Origin of the sequence: Pseudomonas koreensis (assembly GCF_025447595.1) — a bacterium.
Lineage (GTDB): Bacteria > Pseudomonadota > Gammaproteobacteria > Pseudomonadales > Pseudomonadaceae > Aquipseudomonas > Aquipseudomonas koreensis_H.
Genome location: NZ_JAOEJU010000026.1, coordinates 54,010 through 71,269, shown reverse-complemented (window position 1 = coordinate 71,269; position 17,260 = coordinate 54,010). Strand labels below are relative to the sequence as shown.

At 61.6% G+C, this 17,260-nt stretch carries 11 protein-coding genes; 6 read left to right on the top strand and 5 right to left on the bottom strand.

The annotated features are described in order from the left end of the window. Positions 1-71 precede the first annotated feature (71 nt). Entirely contained in the window at positions 72-908 is an 837-nt protein-coding gene (locus N8H71_RS24705; protein ID WP_262196013.1) for a hypothetical protein, read from the bottom strand. Positions 909-1,282: 374 nt separating this feature from the next. Between N8H71_RS24705 and N8H71_RS24700 the strand changes: the two genes are divergently transcribed. Further along, a complete protein-coding gene (locus N8H71_RS24700) occupies positions 1,283-2,107 on the top strand; it encodes a GNAT family N-acetyltransferase (RefSeq protein WP_262196012.1) in 825 nt (274 codons plus the stop codon). Positions 2,108-2,214: 107 nt separating this feature from the next. Here N8H71_RS24700 and N8H71_RS24695 read toward each other — a convergent pair whose 3' ends face one another. After that, entirely contained in the window at positions 2,215-2,928 is a 714-nt protein-coding gene (locus N8H71_RS24695; protein WP_262196011.1) for a class I SAM-dependent methyltransferase, read from the bottom strand. 180 nt (positions 2,929-3,108) lie between these two features. Between N8H71_RS24695 and N8H71_RS24690 the strand changes: the two genes are divergently transcribed. The 3 genes from N8H71_RS24690 to N8H71_RS24680 are packed head-to-tail and all read left to right on the top strand — an operon-like array spanning position 3,109 to position 7,018. Then, positions 3,109-4,278, top strand: a complete 1,170-nt coding sequence (locus N8H71_RS24690) for an aromatic ring-hydroxylating oxygenase subunit alpha (RefSeq protein ID WP_262196010.1) — start codon at positions 3,109-3,111, stop codon at positions 4,276-4,278. A 39-nt stretch (positions 4,279-4,317) separates the two neighbouring features. Continuing rightward, positions 4,318-5,979 carry a choline dehydrogenase gene (locus N8H71_RS24685; protein WP_262196009.1) on the top strand — a complete coding sequence of 554 codons (1,662 nt, stop codon included), beginning with the start codon at positions 4,318-4,320 and terminating at the stop codon, positions 5,977-5,979. A 13-nt stretch (positions 5,980-5,992) separates the two neighbouring features. Further along, the gene (locus N8H71_RS24680) at positions 5,993-7,018 is read left to right on the top strand and encodes a GlxA family transcriptional regulator (protein ID WP_262196008.1); all 1,026 of its coding nucleotides are present in this window, start codon (positions 5,993-5,995) and stop codon (positions 7,016-7,018) included. Between the two features lie 129 nt (positions 7,019-7,147). On the opposite strand, the gene N8H71_RS24675 is transcribed toward N8H71_RS24680, so the two are convergent. The 3 genes from N8H71_RS24675 to N8H71_RS24665 form a co-directional block, all read right to left on the bottom strand. After that, positions 7,148-7,876 (bottom strand): class II aldolase and adducin N-terminal domain-containing protein, encoded by a 729-nt coding sequence (locus N8H71_RS24675; protein WP_262196007.1) that lies wholly within the window; start codon positions 7,874-7,876, stop codon positions 7,148-7,150. Positions 7,877-8,021: 145 nt separating this feature from the next. Beyond that, entirely contained in the window at positions 8,022-12,491 is a 4,470-nt protein-coding gene (locus N8H71_RS24670) for a hemagglutinin repeat-containing protein (protein ID WP_262196006.1), read from the bottom strand. Between the two features lie 94 nt (positions 12,492-12,585). Then, entirely contained in the window at positions 12,586-14,313 is a 1,728-nt protein-coding gene (locus tag N8H71_RS24665; RefSeq protein WP_262196005.1) for a ShlB/FhaC/HecB family hemolysin secretion/activation protein, read from the bottom strand. Between the two features lie 235 nt (positions 14,314-14,548). On the opposite strand from N8H71_RS24665, the gene N8H71_RS24660 reads away from it, so the two are divergent. Together N8H71_RS24660 and N8H71_RS24655 are read left to right on the top strand one after the other, a co-directional pair. Then, on the top strand, positions 14,549-15,670 hold the full coding sequence (locus tag N8H71_RS24660; protein ID WP_262196004.1) for an HlyD family secretion protein: 1,122 nt from the start codon (positions 14,549-14,551) through the stop codon (positions 15,668-15,670). Beyond that, positions 15,667-17,259 carry a DHA2 family efflux MFS transporter permease subunit gene (locus N8H71_RS24655; protein WP_115078605.1) on the top strand — a complete coding sequence of 531 codons (1,593 nt, stop codon included), beginning with the start codon at positions 15,667-15,669 and terminating at the stop codon, positions 17,257-17,259. Before N8H71_RS24660 ends, N8H71_RS24655 begins: the two co-directional genes overlap by 4 nt. Position 17,260: the final 1 nt, after the last annotated feature.

The following is a 17,260-nucleotide window of genomic DNA, read 5'->3' as shown; positions in this document are numbered from 1 at the left end:
GTGAATAGTAATGCTTCCTATTAAGCCCGGCAAATCATTCCTGGGTCCCTCGACAAGAGGATGCAAACACCCTATTTGCCTTTGACCTTGCCGATACCTTTTCCCTGATCCGGGTCGACAATCCCGAAGCAGCCCACCGGTGGGTGCAGGTACTGATACAGGGGATTGACCAGCAGGTGCGCATCACCGCAAGTAATCAAGTGCATGTGGTCACGGTAAGTGTCGATGAGGTGCTGGATCGAAGGCGCGATGTAGGGATGAATGCCAGTGCGCAACCCCATGCCGGCCTTCACGTAGTTCGAATAGAGTTCCTTGAACTTGCCACCGTCCTTGGCTGACAGCCGCGTCGTTGGCGATGGAGGAGCACTGAACAGATCCTGAAACTTCTCGAACCCCGTCCTCTCTCCCACGTAGGGCCTGGCAAAATCTGTGAGGGCCTTGTACTCGGCCTTTAGAAATCCCATGTCCGCGACTTTTTTGCAGTCGTCCAGCATGCCTTGGACGAATGCAACCATGACATTGGCGGGAAAGTCATGCGCTTTGTTGTAGTAATTCTTCATCAGGTTTTCAAGGATCGGGAAAACCGAGTGCTCCCAGCCGAAAACCTTGCCCCGGTCGAAAACCGGCGCGAACAACGGCGGCACTGACTGACGCGTGACGTCCCTTGGATACTGCTCGACATGGCAGACGATCTTGTTGTCTTCGATCAGCGGACCGAAGAAGTCTGCCCATACACCCTGAGCCGCCCACTGAAACGGCGGTTCCCGGTGGGCATCGCCGGTGAGAAAGATCATCGGGTCGTAATCATCCGGAAAATGTTCGGCGGCCGCTGCAAGATCCTCCGCCCGCTCATCCGACATCAACACCCCTTCATCGATCCACCAACTGCTGCCGAACTTCTTGCCCATGAAATTGCACTCCGTCAGTCCCTTGCAGTGAGCATCCGTTTCATGACGCTAGCCGTCATCCGGGATTTTTCCAGCAGCCCACGACACCCGGGGCTCATGGAAAGACCCGAGCGCTGTTTCTGCGGCAAAAAAATTGGGTTTAGGGGATGACTGAAATTTTGGGCGGATTGATATTGGTTGGCTGCGATGAAGTGCTGTGTTGGGGCTGAATGGCGGTCAGCGTCTTTATTAAGTGTTTATGATGGGCTCTCTTTAAGACTTTTTTGTGGTCCTGCCGGGGCTGGTGAAGAATTGGAAACGGTTGTGCGGCGCATTACAAAAACGGTGGATGATTTGTTTTTCCCAATCATGGATCGGCAGAGGCAGGCAGGTTAATGGCTTTACCTTCATTTGACAGGACTTGGCGTGGCCAACAGGAAATCAGGCCTCGTATTGTGGTGCTCGAGATTCGAGATAAGGCGCGCGTTGAGGAGCTCCCGCTGGGCTGGGTTGTGGTTGAACGCGAGGAGACATATGTACGCAATGGTGACAAGGGTGAGATCAGCGAGGCTTCAATACGTTTGTCATACCGAACAATCACGGCCAAACGTTCGTCCTACGCACATGGGAGTGGCCAATTCTGTGGTAGTTACTCACACCTTTTCAATGCGGTTTCTCTGACATCGTCGTCGATGGCTAAAGGCGCAGTATTCCTTGACTTGCCGGAGCTTAGAGGGCAACGGGTTGGCACCTACTTGATGAACGAAATCGTTCAGTGGGTGAAGCAATGGCCGGAGGCTGAAGTTAACTCCATAGAGTTATTGCGTGGGCAGGCGCGTGGCGACAATAAGGCACGGCGTAACAGATTCTACGAGCAGTTCGGCTTGTGTTTTGACTATACGGATTCAGGACAGCGTGAGGGCTTTTCGCGTCCGATGCTGGTTAAGGGTTTGTCCATTGTCGATGCATGGGAAAAGAATATTCGCGAACACAGGATGTTTGATTACCTCAGTGAGCGAATGGACGTTCTTGATTCCGTAGAGCTGGAGCTTGGAGGACGCAAGCAAGCTAATGCGTACTTGAAAGACGAGCTCAATAAGGCCGAGTCACGCCCTTTGCGGTGGGCCTTGAGGCGGTTCTACATCCTGCATTCTGGATTGATGACAGCGGGGCTAGTCCTGGGGCTTTTTGCCAGCGTGTGTTGGCTAAAACTCAGCTGACTTTCAGCCCCTCGCCAATGAACACTGCGCCACTCACGTGACGGGGGTGTTGATCTTCTCTTGCAGCAACATGAATCGCCCCGGGGTTCGTAGACACCTCCAGCGTTCTAACCCGCGGCAATCTCTGCCCTGCGCGAGCAGAACCAACCATGCATCAAACCCGCCTGAAAGAACTGGACCGGCGTCTCGAACCCGGCCGACTCGATCAGACCGGCAACTTGCGGCGCCGGCAGAATCGCCACATCCCGAGCATAGGCCAAACGCGCCCGCTCAAGCATTTCCGCCGGCACCTGAGCCGACGCCATCAGCGTCATCCAGTGACACAGCAATGCTTCATAGGCCGGTGATGCGGTATCAGAGGCCAGATCAGCATTCGCCAGAACCCCGCCGGGTACAAGACGAAGGGCAATCTCACGGAAAAAGTCGATACGAACCTGAGGATCGAGCAAAAACTGCGACACAAGAAAACAGGTCGCGCCGTCGTAACCGGATTCATCCGTCAGCGTATCGAGGTAGCCTTCGTGAAAATGGCAACGGTCAATGAAACCACCCTCCGTCGCTCTTTGGCGGCACACGTCGAGCATGGCGCCCGAAGGGTCGACTGCGGTGAATTGCCAGCCAGGAAACTGCTGCGCCAGATGGGCCATTTCCACCCCGGTGCCCACGCCGACGCAGAGAATCCGGGCATTCTCCGGCAGGCCCGCGAACACTGAATCCAGCAGCAAATACAGGGCATCACGAAGGGGCGCCATGCCGCTCCACTGTTTGTCATAGACAGCGGATTGCTGGTCGAACAAGGCCTTGAGTGCTTGATTGTCCATGGAAAATCTTCCTCTGCATCATGATCGCGGTGAAGCTTCATTATCGCAGGGCTGTCAAGACTTCTCCGGCACAGCCTGCGATTGATCATTCCGCCCATCAACTGGTCGCAATCCATCAACTCCAACCTCGCCTCGCACCCTAGATTAGATCCCACAACAACACGCCGTGGAGATCGCCTCATGCACAGTTTCCAGACCCGCAAGCAGCACAGTCCAGTCGACGCCTGGGATCAGCAGGATCCGGAGCAGGCCTTCACCCTGCCCTCGCGTTATTTCTACGACGACAGCTTGTTTCGTACCGAGCGCGACAACATTTTCATGAAGGCCTGGCATGTCGCCGGGCACGTCAGCGAGTTCGCCGAACCGGGGCAGTTCATGGTCACCGATCTGTTCGACCAGAGCGTGGTGGTGGCGAAGAACCGGCAGGGGCAGATTCATGGATTTCACAACGTCTGTCAGCATCGCGGCAATCGCTTGCTCGAAGAACGCCGTGGCACCACCGGCGGCGTGGTGCGCTGCGCCTATCACTCGTGGTGCTACGAGATGGACGGCAGCCTGCGCGGTGCGCCGCGTTGCGAGCGAATGAAAAATTTCGAGCTGGCGCAGTTCAACATTCCCCAGGTGCGCACCGAAGAACTCGGCGGTTTCATTTACTTCAACCTAGACCCGAATGCGCCGTCGCTGCGGGATCTGTTCCCCGGCGCCGACGAGGAAATGCGCCGGGTGTTTCCGGATCTGACCGACATGCGCCTGATCGAGGAACAGGACGTGATAGTGCCGGCCAACTGGAAAGTGATCATGGATAATTCCATCGAGGGCTATCACTTCAAACTGTCGGGCCCGTGCCACATTGACCTCGCGCGGCTGATCGACTTCAAGGGTTACCAGTTGATCAAACGCGACAACTGGTGGACCTACGCCGCACCCGCCAATCTGTCGGCGACCGAGGCCTACGGCGTGCCGCTGAAGAGCGAACTGAACCCGCAGGAATGCTTTTTCAACATCGGCATGTGGCCGAACAACACCTTCTACACCTTCCCGTTCTCCGAATTTCTCGGCTCGTTCATCATGATTCCGCTGGATGCCGAGCGCTCGCTGCTGCGCTTCGGTTACTACTCCAGCAACCCCGAAACCGCCGCCGTCAGCACGGCGTGCATGAAGTGGATGAACGAAGACCTCGGCCCCGAGGACATCGCCCTGAACATCTCGGTGCAAAAAGGCCTGCGCTCGCTCGGTTACGACCAGGGCCGCTACATGATCGATGCCCAGCGCAGCAATGAAAGCGAGCATCTGGTGCATCACTTTCATCGCCTGGTGTTCAACGGTATTCACGGCCATTGCTTGGACTGATCCGCCCTTCCCTCGTCATTCGTAAGAACGGAGCAAACCATGGACGAAACCGGGTTTGATTACCTGATCGTGGGCGCCGGCTCGGCCGGTTGCGTGTTGGCCAATCGCCTGAGCGAAGACCCGAACGTGCGCATCCTGCTGCTGGAGGCCGGGCCCGAGGACAAGAGCTGGACGATCGACATGCCGTCCGCCGTGGGCCTTGTGGTGGGCGGGTCGCGCTACAACTGGAGCTATCAGTCTGAGCCCGAGCCGTATCTCGACGGCCGCCGAATCGGCACGCCGAGAGGCCGAACCCTCGGCGGTTCGTCGTCGATCAACGGCATGGTCTACATCCGTGGCCATGCCCGGGATTACGATGGCTGGGCCGAACAGGGCTGCACCGGCTGGAGCTATCGCGAAGTGCTGCCGTACTTCAAGCGAGCGCAGGCTCACGCCGACGGTGGCGATGACTATCGCGGCGGCGACGGCCATTTGCACGTCACTCCCGGCGATGTCGAAACACCGTTGTGCGCGGCGTTCATCGCGGCCGGGGCCGAGGCCGGTTATGGCGTCAGCGAGGACTTGAACGGCTATCGGCAGGAAGCCTTCGGCCCGGTGGATCGCACCACGCGCAACGGTCGGCGCTGGAGCACTTCGCGCGGCTATCTCAGCGAAGCGCTGGCTCGGGGCAACGTGCGCGTGGTGACCGATGCACTGGTGTTGCGCATTCTGTTCGAGGGTCGGCGAGCGGTCGGGATCGACTATGAACGGAACGGCGAAACGAACACCGTTCGCGCCCGTCGGGAAGTGTTGCTGACTGCCGGGGCGATCAACTCGCCGCAGTTGCTGTTGCTCTCGGGCGTGGGCCCGGCGGCAGAACTGCGCGATCTCGGGATCGGCGTCGTGCACGACCTGCCCGGCGTCGGCAAACGCCTCAACGATCACCCGGACGCCGTGGTGCAGTTTCGCTGCAAGCAACCGGTGTCGCTGTATCGCTGGACCTCCGCGCCGGGCAAATGGTGGATCGGCGCGCGCTGGTTCGTCCGTCACGATGGCCTCGCGGCGAGCAATCATTTCGAGGCCGGCGCGTTCCTGCGCTCCCGGGCCGGCGTCGAACATCCGGACCTGCAACTGACCTTCATGCCGCTGGCGGTGCAACCGGGCAGCGTCGAGCTGGTGCCGACCCACGCGTTCCAGATCCACATCGATCTGATGCGCCCCACCAGCCTGGGAAGCGTGACCCTGCACAGCGCCGAACCCCGGCGGCCGCCGAGGATTCTGTTCAACTACCTGAAGACCGCGCAGGACCGTGCCGACATGCGCGCCGGCGCACGGCTGGTGCGGGAAGTCATCGAGCAACCGGCAATGGCGCCATTCAAGGGCGAAGAGCTGGTGCCGGGCCGCTCGGTGCAGACCGACGCCGAACTCGACGCCTGGGCGCGGCAGGTCACGGAAACCGGCTACCATGCCAGCGGCACCTGCAAGATGGGCCCGGCGGGCGACCCTGAAGCGGTGGTCGATCCGCAATTGCGGGTGCACGGCCTCGACGGCTTGCGGGTGGTGGATGCGTCGATCATGCCGGTGATCGTCAGCGGCAACACCAACGCACCGACTGTGATGATCGCGGAAAAGGCCAGCGACCTGGTCCGCAACCTCGCGCCGTTGCCAGCCCTCGATGTACCGGTGTGGACCCATCCGCACTGGCAGACCGAACAACGATGAAGCAGAGATGGCGATGACCCGATCCGCTGAAGCTGTACCGCGCAATGATGCACCGCTGCGAGTGGCGGTGCTGTTGTTGCCGGCGTTTTCCAATTTCGGTCTGGCGGCGGTACTGGAACCGCTGGCCATCGCCAACTGGCTGAGCCAGCGCACGCTGTTCGAGTGGACGTTGCTGTCGTTGCAGCCGGGGCCGGTGACCGCGAGCAACGGTCTGGCGAGCATCGCCGAGGACGGTTTGAACAACGAGCAGGCCTTCGACGCCTGCGTGGTGCTGGCCAGTTTCGAGGTGCATCAACACAGCCGCAACCCGGCGCTCAAGAGCTGGTTGCGCAAGCAGGCGCTGTTCGGCGCGGTATTGATCGGCGTGGAAACCGGCACCGAACTGCTGGCCGCCGCCGGTGTGCTCGACGGCTACGAGGCGGCGGTGCATTGGGACAACCTGCAGGGTTTTCAGGAGAGTTACCCCAAGGTCCGCGCGCGACCGCAGCTCTACACCCTCGAACGCCAGCGCCTGACCTGCGCCGGCGCGACCACCATTCTCGACATGCTGCTGGGCTGGATCGGCCAGCGCATCGATGCGGATCTGGCCCGGGAAATCGGCCTGCACCTGTTGATGGGCCAGATGCGCGCGCCCGCGGACAATCAGCTCGACGGCGGCCTGGGCAACAGCGGGATGTACGGCAACAAGATCCGCCGCGCCGTGCAGTTGATGGAAAAGGCTCTGGAAGAACCGCTGGATTGCGAGGCGATTGCCAGCGAGGTCGGCCTGTCGCGACGGCAACTGGAGCGCCAGTTCAAACATCAGACCGGGCTCTCGCCGCTGAAGTATTACATCACCCTGCGCCTGGCCCGGGCACACAACCTGCTGCAACAGACGCAGATGAGCGTGGCCCAGGTGGCGGCGTGTTCCGGGTTTGGCTCGCTGGAGCATTTCTCGCGCACTTACCGCGCACGGTTCGGCTGCCCACCGAGCGAGGATCGACGTCAGGCGTGGAGCGCGCCGGTGATGCGCCAGCCGCTGGGCAAGCATCAAACCTGACACACATGCCAGTGGGAGCGAGCCTGCTCGCGATAGCGCGGGATCAGTCGACACCCGTGCTGAATGACACTCCGCCATCGCGAGCAGGCTCGCTCCCACAGTTATGTGTGCCAGAGAGCGGATTTCAGGTCATTGCCTATACTGCTGCTTCTCTTCGTCGAGGATGTGCATCAGCGCCGCAAAATGCTTATCCGCAAACCCCGGATACTCCATCCATTGGCGACAAGTCTTGCGCGCCACTACATCGCTGACCACACGCAATTCGCGCCCGGTCGCCAGTGCGGTGATGTACACCTCGCAAGCCCGCTCGAAGTAATACAGATCATCAAACGCCTGAGCCACGCTCGGTGCTGCGACCAGCAAGCCGTGATTGCCCATCAGCAGGATCGGCTTGTCACCGAGCAGCCTGCTCACCCGCTCTGCTTCTTCACCCAGCCCCATGCCATCGAAGCCGTCATCAATCGCCACCCGCTCGAAAAACCGCATGCTGTTTTGCTCGATCGGTGGCAGCCTCGAGTCTTTCAGGCAGGCCAGCGTCGTCGCGTATTTGCTGTGGGTATGCAGGATGCAACGGGCCTGGGGCTGGTTACGGTGCAAGGCGCTGTGCAAGGCCCACGCGGTGATGTCCGGGGCGTCCGGGCGGTCGAGACTGGCCGGATCGTCGGCATTGAGCAACAGCAAATCACTGGCACAGATTCGTGAGAAATGTTTGCCGTAAGGGTTGATCAGAAATTCGCGACCGTCCTGCGAAGTGGCCACGCTGAAATGGTTGGCGATGGATTCGTGCAGGTTCAAACGCGCGGCCCAGCGCAAGGCGCAGGCCAGCTGGATTCTCAGGTGTTCGACGTTGTCGTGCATGGCGCGGCCTCCCGGTTTCACCCGAGTGTAGAGCGCATGCTTTCATCGACTTGACGGGAAACGACAGTGGCTGCCGTTTTGAGCGGGGTGTCCATCAGAAGCGGGAGCGAGCACGCTCGCCCCCGCCGGTTTCACTGACGGTCAATCAACCTTTTTCGTCGATCCCTGCTTGCAGGGACTGACTGTCCAGATGACCGCTCAGGGTCACCGGGCCGACTTTCAGGTTGCCGTTTTCAAGGGACACCTTCGGTGCGTTTTCTTCGGTTTTGTGTGGCAGGTCCAGACCGGCTTTTACGCCGTAGTCGAGGTTGCTCAGGTCGCTGCTGCTGGCCTTCGAGCCGCCCAGATCGACCTTGCCTTCGGCGGTAGAAATCCGCGCACCGGTCAGCTGAGTAACGCCGCCGACCGTGAGATTCACACCCTGACCAGCACTGATACCGGACGCCTGTTTCACGCTGTCCTTGTGCGAGTATTCACCCGCGACTTTCAGCGTTGGTTTGTAGTCGGTGCCAGCCAGTTTGCCCTTGTCGTCGGCCGGGGTCTTCTTGGCGGTCAGGCCCAGATCCACATCGACCTTGGCATGAATGCTGGAGTCCTGACGGCTCTCAACCGACAGATCACCCGCCACCTTGCCGCTGACATTGCGCGCATCGATCCGCGCACCGCTCAGGCTCGCATCACCGCCGCTGTTCAACACCACCGTGTCAGCCTTGATCTGGCTGTTCTGCTGGGTGGTGCCTTGCAGGTAGTCCACGCCAACCTTGGCCCCGGCATTGAAGCCGTGATCGCTGCTGACTTTTTCATCGGCGGCGGTCGGTGTGCTTTTGCTCAGATTACCACCGGCGTTCAATGCAAGGCTCAAGCTGTTGCGGTTGTCGGTGGACTGCGCGGACTCCTGAACGAAGCCGCCCTTCTGCGCGTCGATGCCGACGTTTGGAGCAGTGACCTGAGTGCCTTGCAGGTGCACCGAATCGCCGCTCAACGCGATGCCGTTCTGGCTGTTGAGCTCGCCACCGCTGAGGGTCTGCGTGTTCTCGTTGACCCGACCGATGTTGAAGTTGCCGCTGAGGTTGCCGCCCTGATCGCGGCTCTTCTCGCTGCTGGTTTTGCTGCCACCCGCCTTCAGGCCGCCGCCGAGATTGCTGCCGGTGGCGACGTGCGAATCGGTCGCCGCTTGCAGGTCGAGCTTGCCATCGGCCTTCAGGTCGATAGCGCCAACGCTGTCGATCTTCGTGCCCTGCTGCACCTGATTGCCGCCGCTGCTCAGTTGCACCGGGCCGTTGCCGTTGAGGCTGGCAACGTGCGCCTGGCTGTCAGTAGTCTGGTTGCCTTTGTGATCGAGCTGGAAGCCAGCGCCGAGATCGACGTTGGTGCCATCGGTGCCCGGCAAGGTGCCGACGGTCAATGAACCGTTGCCACGCAGGCTGGAGCTGTCGCTGCTCTGATGGTCATTGGCCTGGTTCAGCGCCAGGTCACCGCCGGTCTTGACGCTGACACCGCCCTGCCCGCCATCGAAACGGCTGCCTTCGAACTGTGCATCGCCGCCGACATTGATGTTCACGCCCTGATTGCCAGCGTAACCACCGACCACTGCCATGGAACTGTCTTTGCTCGACTGGCTGCTGCCACCCGCGCCGCTGCCGGCCACGTTCACGTCTTCACCGGTCTTGGTGTAGACGCGCACATCGACCTTGGCATCCACCGAATTCTCGGTGCTGCTGCGGGTGTTGCTGGCCGCGTCGGCCACCAGTTTGTCGGTGCTGATGTTCACTTTGCCGGCGCTGGCGTTGTACTGGGTGCCCTGGTCGTGCAGCGTGCCGCCGACCTTCACCTCCACTGTCTGGCCGTCGAAACGGCTGACCACGGCGTTGCTGCCCTGCTCGGTTTTATCGGCGCTGGCATGACCGATTGCCACGTCGATACCGACGTTCGGCTGACCGAGATTGGCCAATGCGTCCTTGTCCGGCACCTTGCCGTCGAGCACGTCTTTCACCGCGCCGGCAATCGGCCGGGCGATGTCTTTGTACTCGACGTTGGCGCCGATGTCCGCCGACCAGTTGCTCTCCTTATGGGTGCTGCTTTCGGTGTGGCTGGCGGCACGGTTGTCGACTTCGTTGGCGGCGACATTCAGACCGTTGCCGGCCTTGAGTTGCGCGCCCTCGGTGGCGAGTTTGTCAGCGTTGATGTTCAGGCTGCCGCTGCTCTGCACGCCAGTGGTTTGCGCGGTGGTTTTAACAGTGGTGTCTTGCGAGGTGCTGTGCGAGAAATCCACACCGCTGCCCGCACGGTCGAGGCCGCCGGTGTAGTAGAAACCGCCACCGGTGCTACGGGTTTCGGTCGAGGTGCTGTGGCTATCCTGCTCGGCCAGCAACGAGACGTTCTTGCCGCCCAGGGTCGTGTCGCCGGCGGTGGATTTCACCTCGGCGCCCTTGATCGTCACGTCGCCGCCCGCCTTCACTTGCACGCTGCCGCCGCTGAGGCTGGAACCTTGCTGGGTGACATCATTGGCAGTGAAGGTTTGCGCCTTGTCTTCGTAATGCACGCCGGCGCGATACTGCTCCGCCGTCTGCTCCTTGGCGTAGGCGTCGAAGCCACGGGTCTGTGTGCTGTTGCTGCTGTCGTGGGTGTTTTGCGTCGAATGCACATTCACGTCACCGGCCGCATCCGCCGTCAGCGAACCGCCGGCCTTGACTGTGGAACCGGCGACTTCGATGTCCTTGGCGCTCTTGAGCTTGAGGTTGCTGTCGGAAGCCAGCTCGCTGCGCACCGTGGTGCTGTCCTTGCTGTTCTGCCGGGACTCGTCCTTGGTGATGCCGAAGAACTTGCTGTCCTTGTCGTGGTTGTTGCTGTGCGAGGTGTCCTGCACGCCGTCGATGGTCAGCGAACCGTTGTCGCTGATCACGCTGGCGTCCTTGGCGCCACGCACCTGACTGCCGCTGATGCGCACGTCGTCAGCCTTGACCACCAGTTTGCCGGCCGCGTTGATCTTGCTGCCCTGATGCTGGGTCTGGCCCTTGTCGGCGTCGCCGGTCTTGCCGAAGAAACCGCCACCGACCAGATCACCGGAATATCGGTTGTCGCTGCTGCGATTGGTGCGGGTCGCGGTGGTGATTTCCACCTGTTTGCCGGCCAGTTGCAGATCGCCGGCGCTGTTCAATTCAGCGCCTTCGGAGCGCAACAGTGCGGCGGTTTGCAGAGCGATGTTGCCGCCTTTCAACTGGCTGGTGATGCTGCGCTGCTCTTCGCTGCTGCTGTCCCAATCGGCTTTCCACAGGTGTTTGCGGTGCTTGCCCTGATCGGTTTGCACATGGCTTTCAGTGGCGGCGCTCAGGCGCAGATCGCCGCCGCTTTGCACGCTGAGGTTGTTCTTCGCGTCGACCTTGGCGGCTTTCAGTTCGGTGTCTTTGCCGGACGACAATTGCGCGTCGCGGCTGGCGACGATCTGGCTGCCGTGCTGGCGCGAATCGCTGTCGGTCTTGGTGCGCTCGTAGGTTTCCCAGGTGATGCCGATGGTGCTGTTGTTCCAGTTCTCGCGCTGTTCCTGGAGCTTGCGGCTTTCGACGGTGGTCAGGGTCAGATTGCGTTTGGCATCGACCTTAACGTCACGACCGCTGACATCGGTGGCGGCCAGCGTCAGGTCCTTGCCGCTGTGTAGGCCGACGTCGCCCTGACTGCTGCGGATGCCGGCGCGGGTCACGTCGAGGCTGTCCGGGATCGCCTGACCGCTAACGCTCAGGTCGCCCGCCGAACGAATCTGCACACCGTCACGCCCGGCGACTTGCACAGCGCCGACCTTGACGCCCGCGCCTTCGGCGGTGCTGACGATATTGATGCGCCCGGCCTGCATCGCGCCGAACAGGCTGGCGTCGATCCGTTGATCGGTGGTGTTGCCTGCCGGGTCCACAGCTTTCACCTGGCCGCTGGCGTAGTCGATCTGATTGCGCCCGACGGTGAGGTTCAGTTGATCGCGAGCGCTGATCGCGCCCTGGCTGTCGATACGCGGGGCGATCAGGTTGATCGAGCCTTCGCCGTTGCGCAGGCCGCCGCTCTGGATCTGCAACTGGCCGGTGGCGTCGCGGGTGCTCAGCGCTTGCAGCTTGCCGTCGTTCAGCTCGGGACGGCCAACCACCAGATTGGCGTTCGGCGTATTGATGAAACTGCCGCCATTCACCGAAATGCCGTTCGGGTTGGCGAGTACGTAGTCGGCGGCTCGACCAAAGATTTCCTGAGCGCCGTTGATGGCCGACGGGTTGCGGCTGATCACTTCGTTGAGGATCACGCTCGCGGCCTGACCCTGCAATTGCGGGTTGGCCGCCAGTTGCCCGGCGAGCTGCGATTGCCCGGCCTGAAGGGCGTTGTTCAGGACCAGGCCCTGACGGTCGACGTTGTAATCGAGGAACTGGTTATGCGACAGGCCCGAGCCGTTCGGCGCGACGATGTTGACGATCGGGACGCCGCCCTGGGTCTGCAGTTGCGCGGTGCCGCCGGGGCCGGGCGCGACCACCACACCGCCGGCCATGGCGCCCGGCAGGTGAGCGACCAGGAACAGGCTGGCGATGGCCCAGCGCAGTTTGCCCCGTGGGGAAAGATGAAACGCAAAGGTATTCATTGGCATAAAAAACTCTCCATGTAGTGCGGCATCACGTTGCGCGTTGAGTTGAAGACCACGGCTGTCGCGCTCAGGTCCGATGGCTGTTGTTCACTGACGTTCATATCTGTAATCCGACCCGCATCAGCCAGGTTTCAGGCTCGCGGTGCAGGCCGGTCGGGGTGTTGAGGCTGCGTTGGTAATCGACATCCACTTGCAGGTTTTTCCAGCCCAGATTGAGGCCGATGCTGGCGCCGCTCAGGCGTTGAACCGGGGCACCGTGATCGGCCTTGATCCAGCCGTGGTCGAGGCCGACGCGCGGGGTGAGCTGCACGGGAAAATCAGTGCGCAGTGGCAGGCGCAGGGTGTTGCGCCAGATCGCGCCGCTGGCGCCGGATGCACTGCTGACACGGTAACCGCGCACGGCGGAATCGTCGGTACCGAGCAGTTGCTCGATCGCCGGCAACGGATCCGGGCTGTACTGCAAATTGAGCTGGCTCTGCCATTGCCAGGCTTGCGCGCCGAGCTGGCCGTTGCGCCATTGGCTGAGGCCGGCGCGGTACTTGCGAAACTGTGCCTTGGGCAGGTTTTTGACCTGGCGATCGGCATCGTCGTCGGCACCGAACCAACGCAAACCCTGGGCGTAATTGACGTCGAGATTCCATACCGCGCGGTCGAGCCAGAACAGATTGAGCCCGGCCTCTGCCACGGTCAGGGTCGGGCTCTGAATGCCGAGGCGGACGTTTTCCAGATAGCTGTCGACATCCTTGTGCGCCAGTTGCAGGTTGGCGCTGAGCTGATGGCTCTGGTCGCGCCACAACACCCGGTCGGCGCGCAGGCTGAGCTGATCGGTGATGCCGGTGCTGTGAAAGGTCAGCGTGCTGAGCTTGAACGGCGCGCGGTATTCGGCGTGGCTGGCGAAGGTGCTGAACGTCCAGTAGCCGTAGGGAATCGCGTAGTAGAGGCTGGCGTTGCGGCTGTAGCGGTCGCCCTGATTGAGGGTGTCGCTGGCGCTGAGGCTCAACAGATCGTTGAGTTCGAGCGGACTGTCGAGGGTCACGCTCAGCGTGTCGCGATCACGACCGGTGCTGGCGCTGCCTAGGTTGTCGAAACCGGCACCAAGAGCCCAGCGTGACTGCCCGGAAGTACGCGAACGCAAGATGATTTTCGACGCTCCGGGCTGGCTGCCGGGGGCGATGTCGGCGGTCAGATCGAGCGAGCGCAGGCGGTTCAACTGATCCAGACCCTGCTCCAGATCCCGCAGGTTCAGCGGCTTGCCGAGCATACCGGGAAACGCCCCGCCGAGTGACACCGGCAGGCTTTGATCCGCCAGTTCGATGGACTCGATGTAGCCTTCATCGATCAGGATATCCAGCGACTGCCCGGCCGCCGGCGCGCTGCTCAGGTAAGGCCGACTGGCGATGTAGCCCTTCTCCACGTACAGCGCGGTGATGGTCGCCAGCAAATGGTTGATCTGGCCGACGCCCATGCACGGCGCCAGCAGCGGTTTGATCCGGGCATTGAGTTTGTCCTTATCGATCAGCGTGACACCGCCGATGCGCGTGCCGCTCAAGGGCCAGCAGCGTTCGTCGGGTTGGATCGATTCAGGAATGGCCGGAGTGGCAGGTGTCGGGCCGAACGCGCCGCGCTCCAGTTGCCGCTTGCGCTGTTCGAGTTGCAGCTGTTGCAGATCGCGCTGTTGCAGTTGTTGCTGGCGCAGCACTTCCTGGCCAGGGGCTGGAGCTTCGGCGGCGAGAACGCTGGGCGCACACACACTCAACAACAAGGCCGACAACAGCGGGCGCGGCAGGGAACGACTACGAGAAACAGCGCGAAGCGAATACGGCACTCAACATCCTTGCAATCAACTGGCTTAATGCCACCCCATCAATATAGGTGATAGTCAGAGCCTTCCTACGCAAATGCAAGACGCTTCCTACAGCGCTTACATTTCTTAAACAAATGATCAGCTTTTCTTTCAACACCCCTATCTGACGACCGGCGATAAAAATCAATTGCCACAAAATATTACTCGCGTCATATTACGGTCGTAATAGCCATCTCGCTTTCCCAGGTATTACGCCATGACCAGCATGTCCACCGTAGAACCCGATCTCGCCGTTCCGGTCAGCGCCCCCAAACCTCCCCTGCTCAAACGCTTGCTGCTGCCCACTGCGGGTCTGGCCGCGTTGGTGTTCGCCGGGTTGTACGCCGTGCATTGGTGGGGCGCCGGGCGGTTTCTTGAAGAGACCGACGATGCCTACATCGGCGGCGACGTCACGGTGATCGGGCCGAAAGTCGCCGGTTACATCGAGGAAGTGCTGGTCAGCGATAACCAGAAGGTGAAGGCCGGCGACGTGCTGATCCGCCTCGATGCCCGCGACTACCGCGCCAATCTGGCCAAGGCTGAAGGCGCCGTCGCCGCCGAAGAGGCGCTGCTGGCCAACCTCGACGCCACCGAACAACTGCAGCAAGCGGTGATCGGTCAGGCCCGCGCCGGCATCGATGCTGCCAGTGCCGAAACCGCCCGTTCGCGGGACGACAACGCGCGCTACAAACGTCTGGTGACCACCAACGCAGTCTCGGTGGAAAGCGCGCAACGGGCCGACGCCACCTTCAAGACCGCGCAAGCCTTGAGCGCCAAAGCCCAGGCCGAACTGCTGGCCGCGCAACGCCAACTCGCGGTGATCGAAACCCAGAAACAACAGGCCCGCGCCGCCCTTCAACAAGCCCGGGCCGAACGTGATCTGGCGCAACTCAACCTCGGCTACACCGAACTGCGCGCCCCGGTCGACGGCGTGATCGGCAACCGCCGCGCGCGGGTCGGCGCCTATGCCCAGGCCGGTTCGCAGCAGCTGTCGGTAGTGCCGGCCAGCGGTCTGTGGGTCGATGCCAACTTCAAGGAAGATCAATTGGCGCGGATGAAGCCCGGCCAGCGCGTGAGCATCCGCGCCGACGTGTTGTCCGGCCAGGAATTCCACGGTCGCCTCGACAGCCTCGCCCCGGCCACTGGCTCGCAGTTCAGCGTGCTGCCGCCGGAAAACGCCACTGGCAACTTCACCAAAATTGTTCAGCGTGTGCCGGTGCGGATCCTGCTCGACCCGGCCGACGGCGTGCTCGGCCACCTGCGTCCGGGCCTGTCGGTGACCGCTGAAGTCGACACCCGCGCCCAACCTGAAACCACCGCCGTGGCCAGCGCGCCATGAGCACCGCCCTCACCGCCTCCGCGCAGCCATTCAATGCCGCCGAGATGGCGACGGCGACCAAAGTGTTCGCCTTCGCCACCATGTGCATCGGCATGTTCATCGCGCTGCTGGACATCCAGATCGTCTCGGCCTCGCTGCGTGATATTGGCGGCGGGTTGTCCGCCGGCACCGATGAAACGGCGTGGGTGCAGACCAGTTACCTGATCGCCGAAATCATCGTGATTCCGCTGTCGGGCTGGCTGTCGCGGGTATTCTCCACGCGCTGGCTGTTCTGCGCTTCAGCGGTCGGGTTCACCCTCGCCAGCCTGCTCTGCGGCATCGCCTGGAACATCCAGAGCATGATCGCCTTTCGCGCGCTGCAAGGGTTTCTCGGCGGGTCGATGATTCCGCTGGTGTTCACCACCGCTTTCTTTTTCTTCACCGGCAAGCAGCGGGTCATCGCCGCCGCGACTATCGGCGCCGTGGCTTCGCTGGCGCCGACATTGGGCCCGGTGATCGGCGGCTGGATCACCGATATTTCGTCCTGGCACTGGCTGTTCTATATCAACCTGGTGCCGGGGATCTTCGTCGCCGTGGCAGTGCCGATGCTGGTCAAGATTGATCAGCCGGAACTGTCGCTGCTCAAGGGCGCGGACTATTTGAGCATGGTGTTTCTGGCGCTGTTTCTCGGCTGCCTGGAATACACCCTCGAAGAAGGCCCGCGCTGGAACTGGTTCAGCGACCAGACGATTCTGACCACCGCGTGGATCAGTGGCCTCGCGGGGCTGGCCTTCATCGGCCGCACGTTGCACGTGGCCAATCCAATCGTCGACCTGCGCGCGCTCAAGGATCGCAACTTCGCCCTCGGCTGCTTCTTTTCCTTCGTCACCGGGATCGGCCTGTTCGCGACGATTTACCTGACGCCGCTGTTTCTCGGCCGGGTGCGCGGCTACGGGGCGCTAGACATTGGTCTGGCGGTTTTCTCCACCGGGGTGTTCCAGATCATGGCGATTCCGCTGTACGCCTTTCTCGCCAACCGCGTCGATCTGCGCTGGATCATGATGGCGGGCCTGGCGTTGTTCGCGTTGTCGATGTGGGAATTCAGTCCGATCACCCACGACTGGGGCGCCGGAGAATTGATGCTGCCGCAAGCCCTGCGCGGGATTGCCCAGCAACTGGCGGTGCCGCCGGCGGTGACGTTGACGCTCGGAGGGCTTGCACCTGCGCGGCTCAAGCATGCGTCGGGCCTGTTCAACCTGATGCGCAATCTCGGCGGTGCTATCGGGATTGCGGCGTGCGCGACCATTCTCAACGACCGCACCAACCTGCACTTCACGCGGTTGGCGGAGCATCTGAACAGCAGCAACGAAGCGGTGAATCAGTGGCTGGCCCAGGTCGGCGGCAACTTTGCCGCGCTGGGTCAGAGCGGCGACGTCGGCCTCACCGCCAGCCTGCGTCAGCTATGGCTGCTGACCTACCGAGAGGCGCAGACGCAAACCTACGGCGACACGTTCCTGATGATCATGGTGTGCTTCGGCATCGCCACAGCGATGGTGCCCTTGATGCGCAAGGTGCAACCACCGGCCGCGCCGAGTGCCGATGCACATTGAT

Excerpts from the sequence above, each read along its gene's own strand:
- N8H71_RS24705 (WP_262196013.1), bottom strand. The coding sequence starts at position 908 with ATGGGCAAGAAGTTCGGCAGCAGTTGGTGGATCGATGAAGGGGTGTTG.
- N8H71_RS24700 (WP_262196012.1), top strand. The coding sequence starts at position 1,283 with ATGGCTTTACCTTCATTTGACAGGACTTGGCGTGGCCAACAGGAAATC.
- N8H71_RS24695 (WP_262196011.1), bottom strand. The coding sequence starts at position 2,928 with ATGGACAATCAAGCACTCAAGGCCTTGTTCGACCAGCAATCCGCTGTC.
- N8H71_RS24690 (WP_262196010.1), top strand. The coding sequence starts at position 3,109 with ATGCACAGTTTCCAGACCCGCAAGCAGCACAGTCCAGTCGACGCCTGG.
- N8H71_RS24685 (WP_262196009.1), top strand. The coding sequence starts at position 4,318 with ATGGACGAAACCGGGTTTGATTACCTGATCGTGGGCGCCGGCTCGGCC.
- N8H71_RS24680 (WP_262196008.1), top strand. The coding sequence starts at position 5,993 with ATGACCCGATCCGCTGAAGCTGTACCGCGCAATGATGCACCGCTGCGA.
- N8H71_RS24675 (WP_262196007.1), bottom strand. The coding sequence starts at position 7,876 with ATGCACGACAACGTCGAACACCTGAGAATCCAGCTGGCCTGCGCCTTG.
- N8H71_RS24670 (WP_262196006.1), bottom strand. The coding sequence starts at position 12,491 with ATGCCAATGAATACCTTTGCGTTTCATCTTTCCCCACGGGGCAAACTG.
- N8H71_RS24660 (WP_262196004.1), top strand. The coding sequence starts at position 14,549 with ATGACCAGCATGTCCACCGTAGAACCCGATCTCGCCGTTCCGGTCAGC.
- N8H71_RS24655 (WP_115078605.1), top strand. The coding sequence starts at position 15,667 with ATGAGCACCGCCCTCACCGCCTCCGCGCAGCCATTCAATGCCGCCGAG.